The organism is Mycolicibacterium neoaurum, from assembly GCF_036946495.1.
Taxonomy (GTDB): Bacteria; Actinomycetota; Actinomycetes; order Mycobacteriales; family Mycobacteriaceae; genus Mycobacterium; species Mycobacterium neoaurum_B.
Genome location: NZ_JAQIIX010000002.1, coordinates 1353701 through 1373520, shown reverse-complemented (window position 1 = coordinate 1373520; position 19820 = coordinate 1353701). Strand labels below are relative to the sequence as shown.

Sequence of the window (19820 nt, the reverse complement as noted above, 5' to 3'; positions counted from 1 at the left end):
TTCCCCGCTACCGTGGGTGGGTGTCAGACCAGCCGGCCGTCGATGCCGCCCACCCGCCCGAACTACTGCTGCGGATCATCAATCCGACACTGAAGTTCGCCCTCCGGACCCCACTGGGCGGGCTGATCGGTGACTTCATGCTGGTGTCCTTCACCGGCCGCAAGACGGGCAGGCGATATGCCACGCCCGTCAGCGCCCACCACCTCGACGGTGTGCTCTACGTGCTGCTGGAAGCGCAGTGGAAGTACAACTTCCGCGACGGTGCCGACGCGCAGGTGTCCTACCGAGGCAAGACCACCACCATGCGCGGCGAGCTGATCAGCGACCCCGCTGCGGTGGCGGCGTTGGCCGAACGGATCGCCACCTCATACGGACCGAAGAAGGCGCAGCGTCAGATGGGACTGGTGTTCGCCGATGATCGACTGCCCACGGTCGCGCAATGGGAAAAGGCGGCAAGGGACGTGAAGCTAGCCGCCATCAAGTTGAGTTAGCCGGAGCGGCCGTACGGATCGCCTCGAACAGCGATACCAGCACGTCGACCAGGTGTTCGCGGTCGACCTCGACGTCACCGAGCAGAACCGCGCCGATGGTCGCGGTGACCCCGCCGACAAGAAACTGCGACACCAGCCGCAGATTTGTCGGCAGCCCGTCAGCCGCCAGAGCCGGATCACCACCGGCCGCGGTCGCGGCCAGCATGCCGGCAAACCTGCTCGACTCGGCGAGGCTGCGCCGACCCAGCTCCGGTGTGGCTGTTGCTTCCAACACCAAGATCCGGCCCTTGCGCCGGTCGCCGAGGATCAGGTCGACCAGTTCGCCGAGCACCGCCCTGGTGCGCGCCACGGCATCATCGGGTGCCTGCTCCAGCGCGGCGACCGACCGGCGTGCCGCCTCCTCGATGACCTCGGTGTAGACGGCAAGATGCAGCGCCTCGATATCGGCGAAGCTCTCGTAGAAGTACCGAGCCGCCACACCAGAGGCCTCGGTGACACCGCGCACCGTCGTGCCGGCGACACCGCGCGTTCCCATCAACTCCAGGCCGGCGGCGAGCAACTTGGCACGCCGTTCGGCGACCCGGTCAACGGCGGTTTGTCCGCCGTAGCGCCGCGAGACCGCCATCGGACCATCTTGACACAGCGGCTCTACGCTGGTTTTCTCAATCTGCACACAGATGTTTCCTGTTTTCTCGGATGGGGGTTCCGGCGATGACGAGCACGGCGCAACGGGTAGACGCGGACACGTCGCCCAGACCCTGGGATCCCGGCCAACCACACCACGAGCTGGCCGCCGACGTGCGCTGGTGGATGGGCACACCGCTGGCCTTCGGTCTGTTCGGCAGGCTCGCCCTGGACCAGGTGGCCTACCGCAAGGTTGCGGCCGCCGTCGACGCCAGCGGTCGGTTCGCGGCGAACTTCACCGACCGTGGGATCAACAGCTACCTGTGGAACGGACCACTCGCGTTCGCCGACGAGGCCGACCGGCGCGCCACCGCCGAACGACTGAAGACCAAGCATGGCGCGGTACACGGGGTCGGCAAGGGGGATTTCGCCGGTGAACGTTTCAGCGCGCTGGATCCCGCGTTGTGGAAGTGGGTCGGCACCACCTCGCTGAACATCTTCTACGCCGGATACACCGCGGTCTACGGCGAGCACTTCACCGATGAGCAGCGCGAGGTGGTGTGGCGCACGGTGTGTGCGATGGCCGACGTCGGACTGCCCAGTGACGCTGCCGATGTGCCTGCCACCGTGGCCGAGATGCGCGCCTACTACGACGAGGTCGCCACCACCGAACTGGCGAGCAACCCGTTCCTGCTGTGGGCCGCCGATCAGTTCTCCGGTCCGCCGGTGCCGACGTTGTTCGGCCCGGCATGGCTGCGCCGACTCATCGAGCCCGCCTGGCGGCTGACAATGCCGGTGCTGGCACGCCCGGCCCGCATCTGCGCCGAATCGGCGACCCATCCGGTGATGATGGAACTGCTTGGCAGTGAATGGAATTCGTCCAAGCGGCTGGAGTTCGCGCTGTACCGGGTGGCGATCCGCGCCGCCCGGCGGTTGCCCAAGCGGCTGGTGTTGGAGCCGATGGCCTACAACCGCTATCGCTACGAGAAGTTGCGTGACTTCCACAATCGGTACGAACTGGAGAGTTTCGCCGCACGCTAAACTGATGCACCACCGACGTCCCGCAGGGGCGCGGTGATACGAGGAGTGCATCGATGTTCTCGCTGGCCCGATTGTCCTGCTTCATCGCGGTGGCCGAGGAATTGCATTTCGGGCGCGCTGCTGAGCGGTTACACATGACCCAGCCCCCGCTCAGTCGCCAGATCCAGCAGCTGGAGGCCGAACTCGGAGTTCAGCTCATCGACCGCACCACCCGCACGGTCACGCTCACCCCGGCCGGGGTGGCCTTCCTGCCGGATGCCCGCCGCATCCTCCAGCTTGCCGAGAGCGCGGCGCTCACCGTGAAGCGGGTACCGGCCGGAGATCTGGGCACCGTGGTGGTCGGCTTCACCGCGGCATCGGCGCACGCCGTGTTGCCGCGCCTGCTCGAGCACACTCGCCAGAACCTGCCGGACGTCAAACTCGAACTGCGCGAGATGGTTTCCTCCGTGCAAGTGGAGGCGCTGATGAGTGGTGACATCGACCTGGGGATGGCCCGGCCGCCGCTCAAACGCCCCGGCATCGTCTCCCGCCCGCTGCTGCACGAGCAGCTCGTGGCCGCACTTCCCGCCGGCCACCCACTGGTCGGGCAGGCCCGCCAGCTCACCCTCAACGATCTCGACGGCCAGGACGTCGTGATGTACTCACCGGTCGAGGCGCGTTACTTCAACGAGCTGTTGATCAGCACGTTCACCATCGCCGGGGCCACGCCGCGCTACGTCCAGTTCGTCACGCAAGTACACACGATGCTGGTGCTGGTGCGCTCGGGGATCGGAATTGCGCTGGTACCGGCGTCGGCCGCCACGCTGCATCCCGAGGGAGTGGTGTTCCGCACCATCGGCGCATTCCGGGAACGGCCCGTCGAGCTCGATGCCTGCTGGCGCCAGGACAGCACGAACCCGGCGCTGCTGCGACTGTTGCGTGATGTGCTCCCGGCGCGGGAGTGGACCACTGACGACCTGCTGGATGGCTTCGGAGGCTGACTCGCACAACGCAATGTGACCCTGAGAGCGTCGTCATGGATATATATCCACGGTGGCGCTGTCAGGGGCACATTGCGATCGACCGCTACACCCTGGCGGCGGGCTGCACTACCGGCGTGACCAGCTGACCGGTCGAGAGGAACTCGTCGAGGTTGCGCAGGGTGAGCGCCTCCATGGCGGCGCGGGTCTGCACGGTCGCGCTGCCGACATGGGGGAGCAGTACGACGTTGTCCATCTCGAACAACTCGGCGGGGACCTGCGGTTCGGCCGCGAAGACGTCCAGACCGGCACCGGCCAACCGTCCCTCGCGCAGGGCGCTCACGAGTGCCTGCTCGTCGACGACGCTGCCCCGGGCGATGTTGATCAGGTATCCCTGCGCGCCGAGCGCATCGAGGACGGCGGCGTCGACCAGCTTGCTGGTCGCGCTGCCGCCGGCGGCAGCGATCACCAGCACGTCGACATCGCGGGCCAGGTTCACAGGCGTGTCGACGTAGCGGTACGGCGAATCCGCCACCTGGCGGCGATTGTGGTAGCTGATGGTGCAACCGAAGGCGCTGAGACGCTTGGCGATTGCGCCACCGATACGGCCGAGCCCGATGATGCCGACGCGGGTGTTGCTGACCTGCCGGGTCAATGGGTAGCTTCCCTCGGCCGGCCAGCGGCCCGCGCGCACATAGCGGTCGGATGCCGAGAACTGGCGCATGGTGTCGATCAACAGTCCGACGGCGGTGTCGGCGACACAGTCGGTCAGGACGTCGGGGGTGTTACTCACCCCGACGCCCCGAAGTTCGGCGGCCTCCACATCGGTCGTGTCGTATCCGACACCGAAGTTGATGACGGCGCCCAGTCGCGGCAGCGCGCTCATCAGAGCGGCGTCCACGCCGGTGCGGCCCGATGTCACCACGACGGTCACCGCGTCGGCATGCTCGGCCAGTAACGCCTCGCGGGCGGCGTTCTCCTCGGGCAGGACCAGGGCGTCGTACCGGGTGGCGAGGGTGTCGGCCAGTGACGGTTTGAGTGGACCGACCTGCAGGACACGGTCGATGGATCGCGCTGATGTTCCCATGTGGCTCCTTCATTCCTCGGTGTCACGGTAAGGAGACCTGCGGATACCTGTCCAACACGGAAATAGCATGGGTTGATACAGAACATGCATGATTGGCGTTTTGCCCACTGCTTCGAGGTATCAAACATCGGACGGCAGGGGCGTAACCGCAGCTCATTGGCAATTTATGGAGTGTAGTGCCGGCGTCGGGCAGCTGCCGAATGGCAGCAGATGTGCACGTTTCGGACGGTTGACGCTGTCGGAATCGCGCTCCTACGGTGTGTCTACCGTCACAGATGACGTCTACATACATGGACATCACTCTGTTGGCTCGGTACAGCCCACATCCTGATCTGGAGGTCCCGATGGCCGCGAGAGTGCCCGTGCCCCGGCTGCTCGTCATCACCGGCACGGCCGTGCTGGCCGCCGGCTGCACCGTCGCCAACTCCGGGGGCGGCGGTTATGACCCCGATACCCTGCGCATCGTGTTGCAGCAGGAGCCGCCCACGCTGGAACCCTGCGAGAGCTCGCTGACGTCGACCGGGATCGTCGTGCGCTCCAACATCACCGAACCGCTGCTGGAGCGCGACGCCACCACCGGTGATCTGCAGCCGCTGCTGGCCACCGAATGGGAGCAGACCGCCCCGACCGAGTGGACCTTTCGGTTGCGCGACGGCGTCACCTTCTCCGACGGCGCGCCCTTCACCTCCGAGGATGCCGCCTTCTCCATCGACCGCGCCGTGAATTCCGACCTACAGTGCAACGTCGACGGTTACGTCTTCGGCGACGAGACCCTGGCCCTGCGTACCCCGGATGCCGAAACCGTCGTCATCGGTACCACGGAACCGGATCCGATCCTGCCGCTGCGTATTTCGTTCGTCGAAATGGTGCCGCGGACCACCAGTGTCGGCGAGAAGGTGCGCGAACCGATAGGCACCGGACCCTATGCGATCGAGCGCTGGGAGTACGGACAGAAGCTGACCCTGACCCGCAATCCCACCTACTGGGGAGCGGCTCCGGCGTTCGGCAAGGCCGAATACCAGTGGCGCAGTGAGGGCAGCGTGCGTGCGGCGATGATCACCAACGACGAGGCCGATATCGCCGTCGGACTCGGGCCCGAGGACGGCGCCGGTGATCTCGGCGTGCCGTTCCAGAACAACGAGACCACCGCCCTACGGATGCAGGCCACCGAGCCACCGTTGGACGACATCCGGGTGCGCCAGGCGGTCAACTACGCCGTCAACCGGACCGGCATCGTCAAGGCGCTGTTCCGCGACCTCGGTGAGCCTGCCGCCCAACTGATCCCCTCGGGTGTCGTCGGGTACAACGCCGACCTGCCGCTGTGGCCGCACGATCTTGACAAGGCCAAGGAGCTGATCGCGCAGGCCAAGGCCGACGGGGTCCCCGTCGACCGCCAGATCCGGCTGATCGGGCGAACCGCCCAGTTCCCGAAGATCACCGAGACCATCGAGGTGCTGCAGAGCGAGTTCACCGAGATCGGCCTCAACGTCAAGATCGAGATGATGGACACCGCAAGCCAGTTGCAGTACCAGTTGCGACCGTTCCCGGCGAACACCGGGCCGTATCTGCTGATGATCATGCACGGCAACCAGGCCGGTGACGCCGCCTTCACCCTCGACCAGTACATGCTCTCCGACGGCCCGCAGGCTGCCTACGGCACAGCGGAATTCGATGCCAAGATCCGCGCCGCGGAAGCGCTGACCGACGAGGCCCGCCAGGATGCCTTCGCCGAACTGTTCGCCGAGGAACCGCAGGAGATCATGCAGATGGCCTATCTGGCCCACATGCAGGGCATCCTGGGCAAATCGCCGCGCATCGACTACACCCCCGACCCGGCGACCGGCGACGAGATGCGCCTGGCCGCGATGACGCCCGCGACCAGCGACCGCACCGACCAGTCCTGACCCGACCGCTCCCGAAAGAGGACACGCCATGTTCGCCTTCCTCCGACGCCGGATGTACACCAGCACAATTCCTTTGGTCATCGTGCTGCTCGGTGTATTCCTGCTCGCCCGACTCACCGGTGACCCCACCAATCTGTATCTGCCTGAATCGGCCACCGCCGAGCAGCGCGCCGCGTTCGCCGAGTCCAACGGTTTCAACGATCCGCTGATCGTCCAGCTGCTGGACTATTTCAAGGGCGTCATCCACCTCGACTTCGGTACTTCGCTGCGCACCGGTGAATCGGCCGCCGAGATGGCGTTGCGGGCCTTCCCGGCCACCCTGCAACTGGCGTTCGTCACCATGCTGCTGGCCATCATCGGCGCTGTGGTGATCGGCTGCTGGGCGGCCTACCGGCCCAACTCACTGGCCGACCGGTTCTCCAGCCTGCTGTCCATGACCGCGGCCTCCATCCCGGACTTCTGGTTCGCCATCACCGGCGTCTGGCTGTTCGCGGTGCTGATGGGCTGGCTGCCCACCTCCGGTACCGACGCGGGTGTGCTGTCCTGGATCCTGCCGATCGCCACCCTGATGATCCGTCCACTCGGAGTGCTCACCCAGGTGGTCCGCGGCGCAATGGTTTCCGCGCTCTCGGCGCCGTATGTCCGGCTGGCGCGCAGCAAGGGTGCCGGCGATATGCGGGTCGTCACCCACCACGCGCTGCGCAACGCCGCCGCCCCCGCGCTGACCGTGGCTGGCGACCTGGCCGTCGGCCTGATCAACGGCGCGGTCGTGGTCGAGGCCATCTTCGGCTGGCCCGGTATCGGCAAGCTCATGATCGACGCGATCCTGCAACGCGATTTCGCGGTGCTGTAGGCGGCGGTACTGCTCACCGCGGTCAGCATCTTCATCCTCAACATCGCCATCGACGCCTGCTACGCGCTGCTCGACGCTCGCGTCCGCGAACCCGCCAAGGTCTAAGGGAGCCAACCAAAGATGAGCACTCAGATCGATCTCGTCCCGGTCAAGCCGACCACCGCCATCGTCGGCGAACCGGTCACCAAGAAGCGCTCCGCCGGCTCCGTCTGGTTCCGCCTGCTGGTCAACGACCGCGTCGCCGCCGCCGCCGCGGTGGTGCTGAGCCTGGTCTTCCTCACCGCGATCTTCGGCCCTCTGCTCGTCGGTGATCTGGCCACCCGCATCGACCTGGACAACTCCAATCAGGCACCGTTCACCCTGGCGCACGGCTGGGCCAATGTGCTGGGCACCGACCCGCTGGGCCGCAGCATGCTGGCCCGGTTGATCGTGGCCTGTCAGACCACCCTGTCGGTGGCCATCCCCGCCGTGGTCATCTCGGCGGCCGTCGGCTCCATCATCGGGATGTGGGCCGGCTACTACCGCGGCTGGCGCGAGACCGTCGCGATGCGCGTGGCCGATGTCATCATGAGCTTCCCGTCGCTGCTGCTGGCGGTGGTGGTGCTCTACGTGTTCTCCCCGAGCGCCGCCAACATCGTTGCGGTACTGGCCATCACCCGAATCCCGGTGTACCTGCGCACCGCCCGCGCCGAATCCGCCGAACTGTCCAGCCGGGTGTTCGTCGACGCCGCCCGGACGTTCGGGGCCAGCGGACGGTCCATCATCACCCGGCATGTGGTACCGATCGTGCTGCCCACCCTGCTCACCGTCGCGACCCTGGACTTCTGCTACGTGATGCTGGCCGAGAGTTCGCTGAGCTTCCTGGGCATCGGTATCCAGCCGCCCGACGTCAGCTGGGGCCTGATGGTCTCCCAGGGCCGCACCTACCTGCACACCGCGTGGTGGCTGTCCTTCCTGCCGGGTCTGGCCATCGTCATCACCACCGTCTCGGCGACCATCCTGGCCGCCTGGGCCCGCATCGCCACCGACCCCGCCCAGCGCTGGCGGCTCACCGTCCCGCAGAAGCGACTGTCCCGCTTCACCAAGTCCGGAAAGGCCATCTAATGACTGCTGTCGCAGAACATCTCCCCATGGACCAGGTGGACGCCGATCCCGCGCTGCGGGTCGAGGGGCTGACCGTCGACATCCGCACCATCACCGGCACCGTCCGGGCCGTCGACCACGTCAGCTTCGCCGCCCGCAGCGGCGAGACGCTGGCACTGCTCGGTGAATCCGGTTGCGGCAAGTCGATGACCGCCACGGCGCTGGTCGGCCTGCTGGAACCGGTGGCCCAGATCGCCGACGGCACCGCGCGCATCGGCGATGTGGACATCCTCGCGGTCGACCGGAAGAAACGCCGCGAGATGGCCGGCCCCGAACTGGCCATCGTCTTCCAGGACGCGCTCACCGCGCTCAACCCGCTCTACACCGTCGGCACTCAGCTGGCCGAGCCGTTCCGCATCCACCACGGCATGAAGGCCAAGCAGGCCAAGGCCAAGGCGGTGGAATTGATGGCGCGCGTGGGCATCCCGCAGCCCGAAGACCGAATGAAGGCCTATCCGCACCAGTTCTCCGGGGGTATGCGCCAGCGTCTGCTCATCGCGATGGCCGTGGCGTTGAACCCCAAGGTGCTGATCGCCGACGAGCCGACGACGGCACTCGATGTGACGGTGCAGGCCCAGATCATGGCCCTGCTCAAGAGTCTGCGTGCCGAGTACGACATGGCGGTCGTGCTGATCACCCACGATCTGGCCCTGGTCGCCGAGGAGGCCGACCGCGTCGCCATCATGTACGCGGGCAGTATCGTCGAAACCGGCCCGGTATCCGAGGTTTTCGCCGAGCCTAAGCACCCGTACACCAAGGGGCTGCTGGACTCGGTACCCGTCGACGCCGAGCGCGGCGCCGAGCTCAAGTCGATCGGTGGCTCACCGCCCGACCTGCACTCCATCCCGAGCGGATGTGTGTACCAGGATCGCTGCCCGCTGGTCGCCGACATCTGCCGCAGCACCCGTCCGACCCTGCAGGCCGTCGGTGGCCGACGCGCGGCCGCCTGCCACTTCCCCACGGAGGTCTCCAATGCCTGATTCAACAACGGCGGCCGATCAGGTGCTCAAGGTCCGCGATCTGACCAAGACGTTCCGGGTGTCCGGCGGCAAGACACTGACCGCGCTCGACGGCATCAACCTCGATCTCGCCCGGGGTGAGACGCTGGGCCTGGTCGGTGAATCCGGTTGCGGCAAATCCACCCTCGCCCGCACCCTGATGATGCTGGAGCGCCCCGACGCCGGAGCAGTGCGCTTCGACGGGATCGACCCGTTCGCGCTGAAGGGCAAGGAACTGCTGACGTTCCGGCGCCGGGTCCAGATGGTGTTCCAGGATCCCTACGCCTCGCTGAACTCCCGGATGACGGCGGCCGAGATCATCGCCGAACCGTGGCGCACGCACAAGGGTCTGTACAAGACCCGAGCCGACCGCGACATGCGGGTGCGCGGCCTGCTCGACCTGGTCGGTCTGGGCGCGAAGGCCTTCGGCAAGTACCCGCAGGAGTTCTCCGGCGGCCAGCGCCAGCGCATCGGCATCGCCCGGGCGCTCGCGCTCAACCCCGAGGTCATCATCTGCGACGAGCCGGTGTCGGCGCTCGACCTGTCAGTACAGGCGCAGGTGCTCAACCTGCTCAACGAGCTGCAGCAGGAGCTGAAGATCTCCTACGTCTTCATCTCCCACGATCTGTCGGTGGTGCGCCATGTCGCCGACAGGGTGGCCGTGATGTACCTGGGTCGGATCATCGAGACCGGGCCCACCGAAGCGGTTTTCGACCGGCCCGAACACCACTACACATCGGCTCTCATGTCGGCCGCCCCCAAACTGCACGACGCGGCGCGCGGGGAGCGGATCCTGCTCAAGGGCGAGGTTCCCTCGCCACTGAACCCGCCCTCGGGCTGTCGCTTCCGGACCCGCTGCGCGCATGCGACCGCCATCTGCGCCCAGCAGCGTCCGCCGTTGGCCGTCGACCCCGTGGTTGCCGGACACACCGCCGAATGCCACCACCCGGTTCAGCACGAGGCATCGGCGTTGTCGCACAGCGCATGAGCACCGCAACGGCGCCTTCGAGCCCCGGGCGGTGCGGGACATGAATCCCAGCGTGCCCGGATTCGCGGTCATCATGATTGCGGTGATGTTGGCGTCCTGTCTGCAGGGTTCCATCGGTTTCGGCATGGGCATGCTGGCCGCACCGGTGGTCGCCGTCATCGATCCTGGGCTGGTGCCCGGCACGTTGATCATGCTGGCCACCCTGCTCACGCTGCTGGTCGTGCTGCGCGAGGGCACGTCCATCGACATGCGTGGGACCGGGTGGGCGCTGCTCGGCCGGGTCCCCGGAACCATCGCCGGGGCACTGCTGCTGGCGGCCATTCCGGAACGCGCCCTGGCGATCCTGATCGCTGCCGTGGTGCTGTTCGGCGTGGCCGTCACCAGCCTGGGCTGGATTCCTGAACCCCGGCGGCGCAACCTGATGCTGGCCGGCGCGACCTCCGGGGTGCTGGGCACGGCGACATCGATCGGTGGACCGCCGATGGCGCTGGTGTGGCAGCGCAGCAGTGGCGCCCGGTTGCGGGCCACCATGGCCGGGTTCTTCCTGGTGGGCTCGCTCATGTCGATCGCGATGCTGGCGGTGACCGGCGCCGTGGATCACCACACCGTGCAGATGTTCGCACTGCTGATACCGGCGGCGGTCCTGGGATATGTGTTGTCGCGCTACGCCAACCGCGTCCTGACTCCGCTGCGTCAGCGGTGGACCGCCATCGCCGCATCCACCGCGGGTGCGGTGGTTCTCGTCGTCCAACAGACAGGCCTGCTATGACCGAATCGACTGCACGCGCGGGGGTCAAGTCGGCCGTCCGCACCGTCGAGCTGCTGGAATACCTGGCCGCGCGTCAGGACAAACCCTCCCGCATCCGCGAGATCAGCGAGGATCTCGGCATGCCGCGCAGCAGCGCGCACGCGTTGTTGCGCACCCTGATGGCACAGGGCTGGGTGCGCGCGGACGAGACCGGCACGCTGTACGGCATCGGGATCCGGGCGCTGCTGGTCGGCACCAGCTACCTCGACGGCGACCCGTACCTGCCGATGATCCTGCCGTTTCTGGACGATCTGCGTAGCGACTGGGATGAGACGTTCCACCTGGGCCGCCTCGACGGCACCGACATCGTCTACCTGGCCACCCGCGAATCCCAGCAGTACCGCCGCGCCACCAACCGGGTGGGCCGCCGGCTGCCCGCGCATGCCACCGCACTGGGCAAGGCGTTGTTGGCCGAACGCACCGGCGTCGAGCGCCGCGGGCACCTGCCCGCCGAGTTGGCGGCACTCACGCCGGCGACCATCACCTCACACGATGAGCTGACCGAGGCGCTGGACACCGTCCGCATCCGCGGATACGCCACCGATGACGAGGAGAACACCCCCGGGGTGCGGTGTTTCGCGGTGGCGCTGCGCTACTGCTGGCCGGCGCAGGACGCGATCAGCGCGTCGGTGCCGTTGGTGCGGCTGACCGCCGAACGTGAGCGCGGCATCGTCGAGGCGCTGTGCGCGGTCGGTGACAAGGTCGGCCGGGTACTGCGGCCGGTTGCCAACGGTGACAAGTGGTTCGCGTGATGGCGGCAGATTGCCTGGTAACGCATTCAATTCCTGGATCAGTTGATGCCACATCAGTGTTGGACGTGCATCAACGAACGTTTATAGGCTGGTGACATGAGCTCGTCGAAGCGCACCCCGATCGTCACCGAGATGCGGGTGGTCCCCATCGCCGGACACGACAGCATGCTGCTGAACCTCAGCGGGGCACACGCCCCGTACTTCACCCGGAACCTGGTGATCCTCAAGGATTCCGACGGCAACACCGGCGTCGGCGAGGTGCCCGGCGGTGCCGCGATCGAGCAGACCCTCACCGAGGCCAGGTCGTTGGTCGAGGGCCGCGGCATCGGTGCGTACAACACAGTGCTCGGCGACATCCGCCGCACCTTCGCCGACCGTGACGCCGGCGGCCGCGGCGCCCAGACCTTCGATCTGCGTGTCACCGTGCACGCCGTCACCGCGGTCGAATCGGCCATGCTCGACCTGCTCGGCCAGCACCTCGGCGTGTCGGTGGCCGCGCTGCTGGGGGAGGGGCAGCAGCGAGATCGGGTGCAGGCCTTGGGATATCTGTTCTTCGTCGGGGACAGCGCCAGAACCGACCTGCCCTACCGCACGGCCGCCGACGAGGCCACCTCCGGCGACCCGGCCGACGAATGGCTGCGGGTTCGACACCGCGAGGCCATGACGCCCGAGGGTGTCGTCCGGCTGGCCGAGGCCGCCCACGCCCGGTACGGTTTCGCCGACTTCAAACTCAAGGGTGGTGTGCTGCCGGCCGCCGAGGAGGCCGCCGCCGTCACCGCATTGGCGCACCGCTTCCCGGCGGCGCGGATCACGTTGGACCCCAACGGCGGATGGTTGCTCAAGGACGCCATCGCGACGTGTCGGGGGCTGACCGACGTGTTGGCGTACGCGGAGGACCCGGTGGGGCCCGAGGGTGGGTTCTCCGGGCGCGAGGTGATGGCCGAGTTCAAGCGTGCCACCGGCCTGCCGACCGCCACCAACATGATCGCCACCGACTGGCGCGAGATGGGCCACGCCATCCGGGCCAGTGCCGTCGACATCCCGCTGGCCGACCCGCACTTCTGGACGATGAACGGCTCGGTACGCGTCGCGCAGCTGTGCGAGGCCTGGGGCCTGACCTGGGGATCGCACTCCAACAACCATTTCGACGTGTCACTGGCGATGTTCACCCAGGTCGCCGCCGCGGCACCGGGGGAGATCACCGCCATCGACACGCACTGGATCTGGCAGGACGGTCAACGCATCACCAAGGCGCCGTACGAGATCGTCGACGGTTACCTCGACGTACCGGCCGCGCCCGGACTCGGGATCGAACTCGACGAGGACCGGGTGGCGGCCGCCCACGAGCTGTACCTCGCCGAGGGCCTCGGTGCCCGCGATGACGCCACCGCCATGCAGTATCTGATCCCGGGCTGGACGTTCGACAGCAAGCGTCCCTGCCTGCAGCGCGCATGAAAGTTTATGTGGCAGATCGGAATCTGGTCCCGCACCGGGAACGCTTCGAGGCGGCGGTACCGGCCGGTGTCGAACTGCTCTGGGCGGGTGCGGACCGTTCGAGCGAGCGTCTGCGCGACGCCGCGGTGCATGTCGGCGGTCGGTTCACCGCCGACATGGCCGCCGTCGCCGAGAAGCTGCAGCTGGTGCATGTGGCCGGCGCGGGCACCGACCGTGTCGCGTTCGATGCGCTGGGCCCTGATGTGCTGGTGGCCAACACGTTCCACCATGAACGGTCGATCGCCGAGTACGTCCTGGCGGCCGCCATCATGCTGCGTCGACGGTTCCTGGCCCAGGACGCGGCGCTGCGCCGGGACGTGTGGGCCAGCGCGGTCTACGATGACACCATCGCCCAGCCGCCGACCCTCGGTGACGCGCGGATCGGTTTCGTCGGGTTCGGGCACATCGGTCAGCAGTCGTGGAAATTACTGCGCCAGTTGGGTTGTCGTGGAGCGGCAGTCACCGGGTCCGGGCGCGTGACAGGAGATCACGGACTCGACCGGGTGGACGATGTGAGCCGGCTCGACGAGCTGGCCGAAGCCTCCGACGTGCTGGTGGTGTCGGCGCCGCTGACCCCCGCGACGACCGGGATGATCGACCGAACCCAGCTCACAGCCCTGGGCCCCGACGGTGTCCTCATCAACGTGGGTCGCGGCCCGCTGGTCGACCAGCACGCTCTCTACGACGCGCTGCTCACCGGTCGCGTCGGCGCCGCCGCGATCGACGTCTGGTACCGCTACCCGGAGGCCACCGGCCGCGGTGCGGCCGGCGCTCCGGCGGACCTGCCGTTCCACGAGCTGCCGAACCTGCTGATGACCCCGCACTCGTCGGGAATCACCACCGACACTTTCCAGGGCCGGGTCGACGATATCGCCGCCAACATCGGTCGCCTGTTGCGCGGCGAGCCGCTGCACAATGTGGTGGCGCGCTGACGTCAGCCGATAGCGTCGAGCGCCTGATAGATCAGCCGGAAGTAGCGGTCGGTCCGCGCGGATCCCTCGATGCCGGGACCCATCTTGTTCATCACGTAGGCGATCGTGGTGCGTGAGTCGGGGTTCATCGACTCCCAGGATCCGCCCCAGCCACCCCAGAAGCAGATCTTGCCTTCCGGGATGTAACCGATTGCGGGACTGGGTAAACCGAAGCCCAGGCCCATCCTGATCTGGTGCTGCGCCAACACTAGATCAGGTCCCGCCAGCTGGGTCTCGAAGATGGAGTCCACGGTCTGCGGCCTGAGCAGTTCGACACCGTCGACGATGCCGCCAAGCGAGATCGCCGACATTATCTTGGCCAGGCCGCGGGCGTTGGTGTGCCCGTTTGCTGCGCCGATCTCGGCGGCCCGCCACTGCGGTGTGTTCGCAATGAGCGGGTCCGGGGCCGGCCCGGTGAACGTTTTGAGCATCTGCTCGGTCCACTGGTCCATCGGCGGAATTCCCTCGAAAGGGTCTGCCGGCGCGATGATCTCGGCGATCCGCTGTTCGTCCTCGGGCCGGGCGCCGATCTGGAAGTCCGCACCCAGCGGTCCGGCGATCTCCTCGGCGATGAACTGCTTCAACGGTTTTCCGGTGACCCGGCGGACAACCTCGCCGATCAGGTGGCCGTGGGTGAGGGCGTGATAGCCGGTGGCCGTGCCCGGCTCCCACCAGGGTGCCTGCGCCGCGAGCATGGCGGTCGAGCGGTCCCGGTCCAGGATGTCCTCGGGCGTCACCGGCTGATCCCAGCCGGAGACTCCCGAGGAGTGCGTCAGCAGATGCCGGAACTCGACGCGGTCCTTGCCCTTTGCGCCGAATTCTGGCCACACCTCGGCGACCGGGGTGTGTGCGCTCAGCAGCCCGCGGTCGATCAGCATCAGCCCGGCCAGCGCGGTGACGTTCTTGGTCGACGACCACACGTTGACGATGGTGTCCGCGGTCCACGGCGACGTGCGGGCGGCATCGGCGTAACCGCCCCAGATGTCGACGAGCAGTTCGCCACCGATATCGATCGCGATCGCGGCGCCGCACTCCTCACCATCGTCGATGGCTCGGCCGAGCGCGTCGGCCACCTGCTCGAACCGGGGGTCGCACACACCGTCGACGGTCATGGCAGCCATCATGGCCGATCGCCGCCGGGCGCACCTACCAGTTCTGGTAACCGCCCTCGGGGCCGAGCATCCGTTCCAACCTGCTGCGACCTATCTTGGCCAGTTCGTTGCGCAGGATCTTGCGTTCGGTCTCGGTGTCATGGTGCATCCGGTCGGTGACGGCGGCGAGGACATCGCGTGCGCAGTGTCCGTCGACGAACATCACGAAGGTGAACCCGTAGCGTTGCGCGTACTGCCGCGAGGCCGCGCTGAGAGCTGCCATCAGTTCGGCATCGTCATCCCAGACCGCACAGGGTTCGGCCTGCGACTTCGCGCTGCGCGGACGCCTGCCGATGTCGGGGCAGGCGTCCAGGATCTGATCCACGGCGGATTCGGGCAGCTCGAACAGTGCGGCGTCGGCGCGGCGAAACAGCGCGTCGTGATCTGGATAAGGGCGGCCGCGGACGAGTTCGCGGGCCAGCACGTAGCTGTTACAGCACTCGTAGAGCGCGTGCACGGCCTTGCGTTCGGGCAACGCGTTGAACACGTCCAGGCCGATTCCTTGATGCAGCAACACGCATCAATCATCAGAGGGCCAGGACACGGCCGGGTTACCGCGTGTTACGGCGGTGCAAAATCACGAGCCGATCAGTGGCCTTCGATCGGCGGGCCGATCAGTGGCCTTCGATCGGCGGGCCGATCAGTGGCCTTGAGCCTTGAACCGCTCGATCGAACGCTGCAGCTCCGCCTCGGCTTCCTCGCGGCCGACCCAGTCGGCCGTCTTGACGAACTTGCCCGGCTCCAGGTCCTTGTAGTGCACGAAGAAATGCTTGATGGCATCCAGCTCGAACTGGGAGACATCACCGACGTCCTGGATGTGCTCCCAGCGCGGGTCGTCGGCGAGCACGCAGAGCAGCTTGTCGTCGCCGCCGGCCTCATCGGTCATCTTGAACATCGCGACCGGCCGCGCCTCGACCGTGCAACCTGGGAAGACCGACTCGGGCAGCAGCACCAGGGCGTCCAGCGGATCGCCGTCCTCGCCGAGGGTGTTCTCGAAGAACCCGTAGTCAGCGGGGTAGCCGAACGAGGTGTAGAGGTAGCGGTCCAACTTGACCCGCCCGGTCTCATGGTCCACTTCGTACTTGTTGCGGGACCCCTTGGGGATCTCGATGACGACGTCGAACGACACCCGAACAGCTCCTTCGCCTCCGTTGGTCTGGCGGGTCCACCTTAGAGGAGCGATACGCTGCACGTTATGCGGCCCGGTCGATGGCGCCGATCAACCCACCTGGTGATCGGTCTGGTGGTTCTCGTGCTCGTCGCCGCCGTCGTGGGGGTGGCCGCCGTCGTCACCTCGTCGCGGACCGCGGCGAGAAACGACCTGCCGGCCCAGCCGGCGGCAGTGACAGCTGCCCCGGGTGTGGCGCCGTTGGGCGATGCGATCACCGAGCCGACGCCCAAGGGCATGGCGGCGATGTTGGCCACCGCACTGGCCGACCCGAATCTGGGGATGCTCACCGGCCGGGTCACCGATGCGGTCACCGGGCAGGAACTGTGGTCCCAAGGGGAGGACATCCCCATGCAGCCGGCGTCGACGAATAAGACGCTGACCACCGCGGCGGCGCTGCTGACGCTGGATCGGGATGCCCGGCTGACCACCACGGTGCGCGAGGGTGACCGGCCCGGGGTGGTGGTGCTGCGCGGCGGCGGCGACCCGACACTGTCGGCCTTCGGCGGTGACAAGCGCACCTGGTACAAGGGTGCCGCGCGGATCAGCGATCTCGCCGACCAGGTCAAGAAGACCGGTGTGCGGGTCACGTCGGTGCAAGTCGACCTGAGCGCCTACAGCGGGCCGACGATGGCGATCGGTTGGGATCCGCTGGACATCGACGGCGGTGATATCGCGCCGATGGAATCGGTGATGCTCGATGGCGGCCGTACCCAGCCGGTGTCCTATGACTCGCGCCGTTCGCGCACCCCCGGTCTGGACGCCGGCCGTGCCTTGGCCGTGGCGTTGGGCGTCGACCCGGCATCGGTGACGATCAGCACCCGGTCCAGTGCCGACGCCGACGAGATCGCGTCGGTGCAGTCGCCGCCGCTGATCGAGCGGTTGCGCCAGATGATGTACGAGTCCGACAACGTGATGGCCGAATCCATCGGTCGTGAGGTGGCCGCCGCGCTGAATCGTCCGCAGAGTTTCGATGGTGCGGCACAAGCGGTTCTCGGGCAGTTGCGTGCGGCCGGCATCGACACCACCGGGGCCAAATTGCTTGATTCCAGTGGCCTTTCGGTCGACGACCGGCTGACCGCGCTTACGCTGGACGAGGTGATCGCTGTCGCTGTCGGAGACGACCAACCAAAATTGCGCCCACTGGTCGACCTGTTGCCGATCGCTGGTGGCAGTGGGACGCTGTCGAATCGGTATCTCGACACCGATGAGGGGAAGGCATCGGCGGGCTGGTTGCGCGCCAAGACCGGTTCGCTGACCGGCACCAACAGCCTGGCCGGCATCGTCACCGACAGCAGCGGCCGGGTGCTCACCTTCGCGTTGTTGTCCAACAATGCCGGTCCCACCGGTCGCACCTCACTCGACGCCTTGGCCGCCAAGTTGCGATTGTGTGGGTGCGGCGGATGAGTCAGTCGGTCGGCGCCGCCGTGGACTGGGCGGTCGCCGCAACCGTCGGCGCCAAACTGTCCCGTCCTGCGCCGGCGACCACCGATTACACCCGTGATCAGGCCATTGCTCAGCTGGCCGAGGCGGCCCGCACCGCCGAGTTGCCGGTCCGCGAGGTGACGCATCTCAACGAGGGTGCCGAGGTCCCCGAAGCACGTGTGGTCGACCGTCCGCAGTGGGTGCAGGCGGCCACCCAGTCCATGCAAGCGATGACCGGTGGCTCGGACGAACAGTCCCGCGGCGTGGCGGCAGCGTTGGCCGCCAAGGTCACCGGTGCCCAGACGGGTGCGGTGCTGGCGTTCATCTCCAGCGGAATCCTGGGGCAGTACGACCCCTTCTCGAACGGCGGCGAATTACTGTTGGTCTATCCCAATGTCATTGCTGTCGAGCGGCAGTTGCGGGTCGATCCGGCGGATTTCCGGTTGTGGGTGTGTCTGCACGAGGTCACCCATCGGGTTCAGTTCCGCGCCAATCCCTGGCTGGCCGAGCACATGTCATCGTCGCTGGACACGCTGACCGGTGACGGTGCCGATCAGATCGGTGACCTGGTGGGTCGGCTCGCCGAATACGTGCGCAAGCAACGCAGCGGCTCCGCCGACGAGCCGAATTCGACCGGTGTGCTGGGATTGCTGCGGGCGGTTCAGGCCGCACCGCAGCGCGAGGCGCTGGACAGGCTGCTGGTGCTCGGCACGTTGTTGGAAGGACACGCCGAGCACGTCATGGATGCCGTTGGGCCTGCCGTGGTGCCGACGGTAGCCACCATCCGGCATCGATTCGATGAACGGCGTCAACGCAAACAGCCTCCACTGCAACGGATTATCCGTACGCTGCTGGGGTTCGATGCCAAGCTCAATCAGTACACTCGCGGCAAGTCCTTCGTCGACGACGTGGTGTCCCGAGTTGGTATGGATCGCTTCAATGCCATCTGGACCGATGCGCAGACGCTGCCAAGGCCGGAGGAGATCGAGGAACCGCAGCGATGGATCGATCGGGTGCTGTAGCGCAATTACGCTCGGCCGTGGCGACTTTCGCCGGGAGATATCTTGGTGATGTTCGGCCATGGGCGGTGGCGTTGTCCGGTGGTGCCGATTCGCTGGCGCTTGCGGCGGTGGCCGCGATGCTGCGGCCGACCACAGCGCTGATCGTCGACCATGGACTGCAAGACGGTTCGGATCGGGTGGCCGCCACCGCGCGTGACCACGCGATGCAGCTCGGATGTGTTGACGCACAGGTTCTCCGGGTCGAGGTCGGCGCAACCGGCGGCCCGGAAGCGGCCGCGCGGACCGCGCGTTACCGCGCGCTCGGCGGTGGGCGAGACGGTATGCCGGTGCTGCTCGGGCACACACTCGATGACCAGGCCGAGACGGTGCTGCTCGGCCTCGGGCGTGGTTCGGGAGCCCGCTCTATCGCCGGAATGCGTCCTTTCGATGATCCGTGGTGTCGGCCGCTTCTCGGGCAGCGCCGCGCCACCACGATGGCAGCCTGTGCCGAGCTTGGCCTGACACCGTGGCACGATCCGCACAACACCGATCCGCGCTTCACCAGGGTCCGGTTGCGTACCGAGGTGCTCCCACTGCTGGAGGAGGTGCTCGGCGGTGGCGTCGCGGCGGCGCTGGCCCGGACCGCCACCGCGCTGCGGGAGGACAGCGAGGCGTTGGACGCGTTGGCCGACACCCACGCCACCGACGGCGACGCCCTGGACGTCTCTGCTCTGGCGGTTCTGCCCAGTGCGGTCCGCCGCCGGGTGATCCGTCGCTGGTTGCTGGGCAGCGGCGCCTGTGATCTCAACGACGGTCAGTTGCGCGGCGTGGAGGCCCTGATCACCGATTGGCGCGGTCAGGGCGGGGTGGCGGTGCCCAATGGCGTGCCCGGTGAGCGGTTGTTCGTGGCCCGCCGGGGCGGGCTGCTGACGCTCTACCGTGAACCCGTCGGGTGAGCACCG

At 67.3% G+C, this 19820-nt stretch carries 19 protein-coding genes and 1 pseudogene; 15 read left to right on the top strand and 5 right to left on the bottom strand.

The genetic code is table 11. The features are described from left to right. The first annotated feature begins 20 nt into the window (after window positions 1-20). Complete coding sequence (locus tag PGN27_RS12020; RefSeq protein WP_335326320.1) at window positions 21-491, top strand: hypothetical protein; 471 nt, start codon at window positions 21-23, stop codon at window positions 489-491. Here the strand turns inward: PGN27_RS12020 and PGN27_RS12015 are convergent. Continuing rightward, window positions 478-1116 (bottom strand): TetR/AcrR family transcriptional regulator, encoded by a 639-nt coding sequence (locus tag PGN27_RS12015; protein ID WP_335326319.1) that lies wholly within the window; start codon window positions 1114-1116, stop codon window positions 478-480. The genes PGN27_RS12020 and PGN27_RS12015 overlap by 14 nt on opposite strands. Before the next feature lie 86 nt (window positions 1117-1202). Here PGN27_RS12015 and PGN27_RS12010 point away from each other — a divergent pair, with 86 nt between their 5' ends. Then, a complete protein-coding gene (locus tag PGN27_RS12010) occupies window positions 1203-2156 on the top strand; it encodes an oxygenase MpaB family protein (RefSeq protein ID WP_335326318.1) in 954 nt (317 codons plus the stop codon). A 53-nt stretch (window positions 2157-2209) separates the two neighbouring features. Further along, a complete protein-coding gene (locus tag PGN27_RS12005; RefSeq protein ID WP_335326317.1) occupies window positions 2210-3136 on the top strand; it encodes a LysR substrate-binding domain-containing protein in 927 nt (308 codons plus the stop codon). Window positions 3137-3221: 85 nt separating this feature from the next. On the opposite strand, the gene PGN27_RS12000 is transcribed toward PGN27_RS12005, so the two are convergent. Continuing rightward, complete coding sequence (locus PGN27_RS12000; protein WP_335326316.1) at window positions 3222-4202, bottom strand: 2-hydroxyacid dehydrogenase; 981 nt, start codon at window positions 4200-4202, stop codon at window positions 3222-3224. Window positions 4203-4546: 344 nt separating this feature from the next. Between PGN27_RS12000 and PGN27_RS11995 the strand changes: the two genes are divergently transcribed. The 9 genes and pseudogenes from PGN27_RS11995 to PGN27_RS11955 all read left to right on the top strand — a co-directional run bounded on the left by PGN27_RS11995 (window position 4547) and on the right by PGN27_RS11955 (window position 14074). Beyond that, on the top strand, window positions 4547-6106 hold the full coding sequence (locus PGN27_RS11995) for an ABC transporter substrate-binding protein (RefSeq protein ID WP_335328716.1): 1560 nt from the start codon (window positions 4547-4549) through the stop codon (window positions 6104-6106). Window positions 6107-6134: 28 nt separating this feature from the next. Further along, a pseudogene (locus PGN27_RS11990) lies at window positions 6135-7064 on the top strand (ABC transporter permease). 15 nt (window positions 7065-7079) lie between these two features. Beyond that, window positions 7080-8063, top strand: a complete 984-nt coding sequence (locus tag PGN27_RS11985) for an ABC transporter permease (RefSeq protein ID WP_335326315.1) — start codon at window positions 7080-7082, stop codon at window positions 8061-8063. Next, on the top strand, window positions 8063-9082 hold the full coding sequence (locus PGN27_RS11980; protein WP_418888589.1) for an ABC transporter ATP-binding protein: 1020 nt from the start codon (window positions 8063-8065) through the stop codon (window positions 9080-9082). The genes PGN27_RS11985 and PGN27_RS11980 overlap by 1 nt, the downstream gene beginning before the upstream one ends. Then, on the top strand, window positions 9075-10088 hold the full coding sequence (locus tag PGN27_RS11975) for an ABC transporter ATP-binding protein (protein ID WP_335326313.1): 1014 nt from the start codon (window positions 9075-9077) through the stop codon (window positions 10086-10088). Before PGN27_RS11980 ends, PGN27_RS11975 begins: the two co-directional genes overlap by 8 nt. Before the next feature lie 40 nt (window positions 10089-10128). Beyond that, window positions 10129-10857 carry a sulfite exporter TauE/SafE family protein gene (locus tag PGN27_RS11970; protein WP_335326312.1) on the top strand — a complete coding sequence of 243 codons (729 nt, stop codon included), beginning with the start codon at window positions 10129-10131 and terminating at the stop codon, window positions 10855-10857. Further along, window positions 10854-11648, top strand: coding sequence for an IclR family transcriptional regulator (locus PGN27_RS11965; protein ID WP_335326311.1), 795 nt, complete (start codon window positions 10854-10856; stop codon window positions 11646-11648). The genes PGN27_RS11970 and PGN27_RS11965 overlap by 4 nt, the downstream gene beginning before the upstream one ends. Before the next feature lie 96 nt (window positions 11649-11744). Further along, the gene (locus tag PGN27_RS11960) at window positions 11745-13103 is read left to right on the top strand and encodes an enolase C-terminal domain-like protein (RefSeq protein WP_335326310.1); all 1359 of its coding nucleotides are present in this window, start codon (window positions 11745-11747) and stop codon (window positions 13101-13103) included. Next, a complete protein-coding gene (locus PGN27_RS11955) occupies window positions 13100-14074 on the top strand; it encodes a 2-hydroxyacid dehydrogenase (RefSeq protein WP_335326309.1) in 975 nt (324 codons plus the stop codon). The genes PGN27_RS11960 and PGN27_RS11955 overlap by 4 nt, the downstream gene beginning before the upstream one ends. A 2-nt stretch (window positions 14075-14076) precedes the next feature. Here the strand turns inward: PGN27_RS11955 and PGN27_RS11950 are convergent, their stop codons facing one another. The 3 genes from PGN27_RS11950 to PGN27_RS11940 form a co-directional block, all read right to left on the bottom strand. Beyond that, window positions 14077-15225, bottom strand: a complete 1149-nt coding sequence (locus PGN27_RS11950; protein ID WP_335326308.1) for a serine hydrolase domain-containing protein — start codon at window positions 15223-15225, stop codon at window positions 14077-14079. 34 nt (window positions 15226-15259) lie between these two features. Then, window positions 15260-15781, bottom strand: a complete 522-nt coding sequence (locus PGN27_RS11945; RefSeq protein WP_174241603.1) for a 2-oxo-4-hydroxy-4-carboxy-5-ureidoimidazoline decarboxylase — start codon at window positions 15779-15781, stop codon at window positions 15260-15262. Window positions 15782-15904: 123 nt separating this feature from the next. Continuing rightward, window positions 15905-16393, bottom strand: coding sequence for an inorganic diphosphatase (locus PGN27_RS11940; RefSeq protein WP_335326307.1), 489 nt, complete (start codon window positions 16391-16393; stop codon window positions 15905-15907). 66 nt (window positions 16394-16459) lie between these two features. On the opposite strand from PGN27_RS11940, the gene dacB reads away from it, so the two are divergent. From dacB to tilS, 3 genes are read left to right on the top strand one after another with little or no spacing between them, the layout of a single operon-like run. After that, complete coding sequence (dacB, locus tag PGN27_RS11935) at window positions 16460-17839, top strand: D-alanyl-D-alanine carboxypeptidase/D-alanyl-D-alanine endopeptidase (protein WP_335326306.1); 1380 nt, start codon at window positions 16460-16462, stop codon at window positions 17837-17839. Continuing rightward, window positions 17836-18879, top strand: a complete 1044-nt coding sequence (locus PGN27_RS11930; RefSeq protein ID WP_335326305.1) for an Rv3626c family coenzyme F420 biosynthesis-associated protein — start codon at window positions 17836-17838, stop codon at window positions 18877-18879. Before dacB ends, PGN27_RS11930 begins: the two co-directional genes overlap by 4 nt. Then, entirely contained in the window at window positions 18858-19814 is a 957-nt protein-coding gene (tilS, locus tag PGN27_RS11925) for a tRNA lysidine(34) synthetase TilS (protein ID WP_335326304.1), read from the top strand. The genes PGN27_RS11930 and tilS overlap by 22 nt, the downstream gene beginning before the upstream one ends. The last annotated feature ends 6 nt before the right edge of the window (window positions 19815-19820 follow it).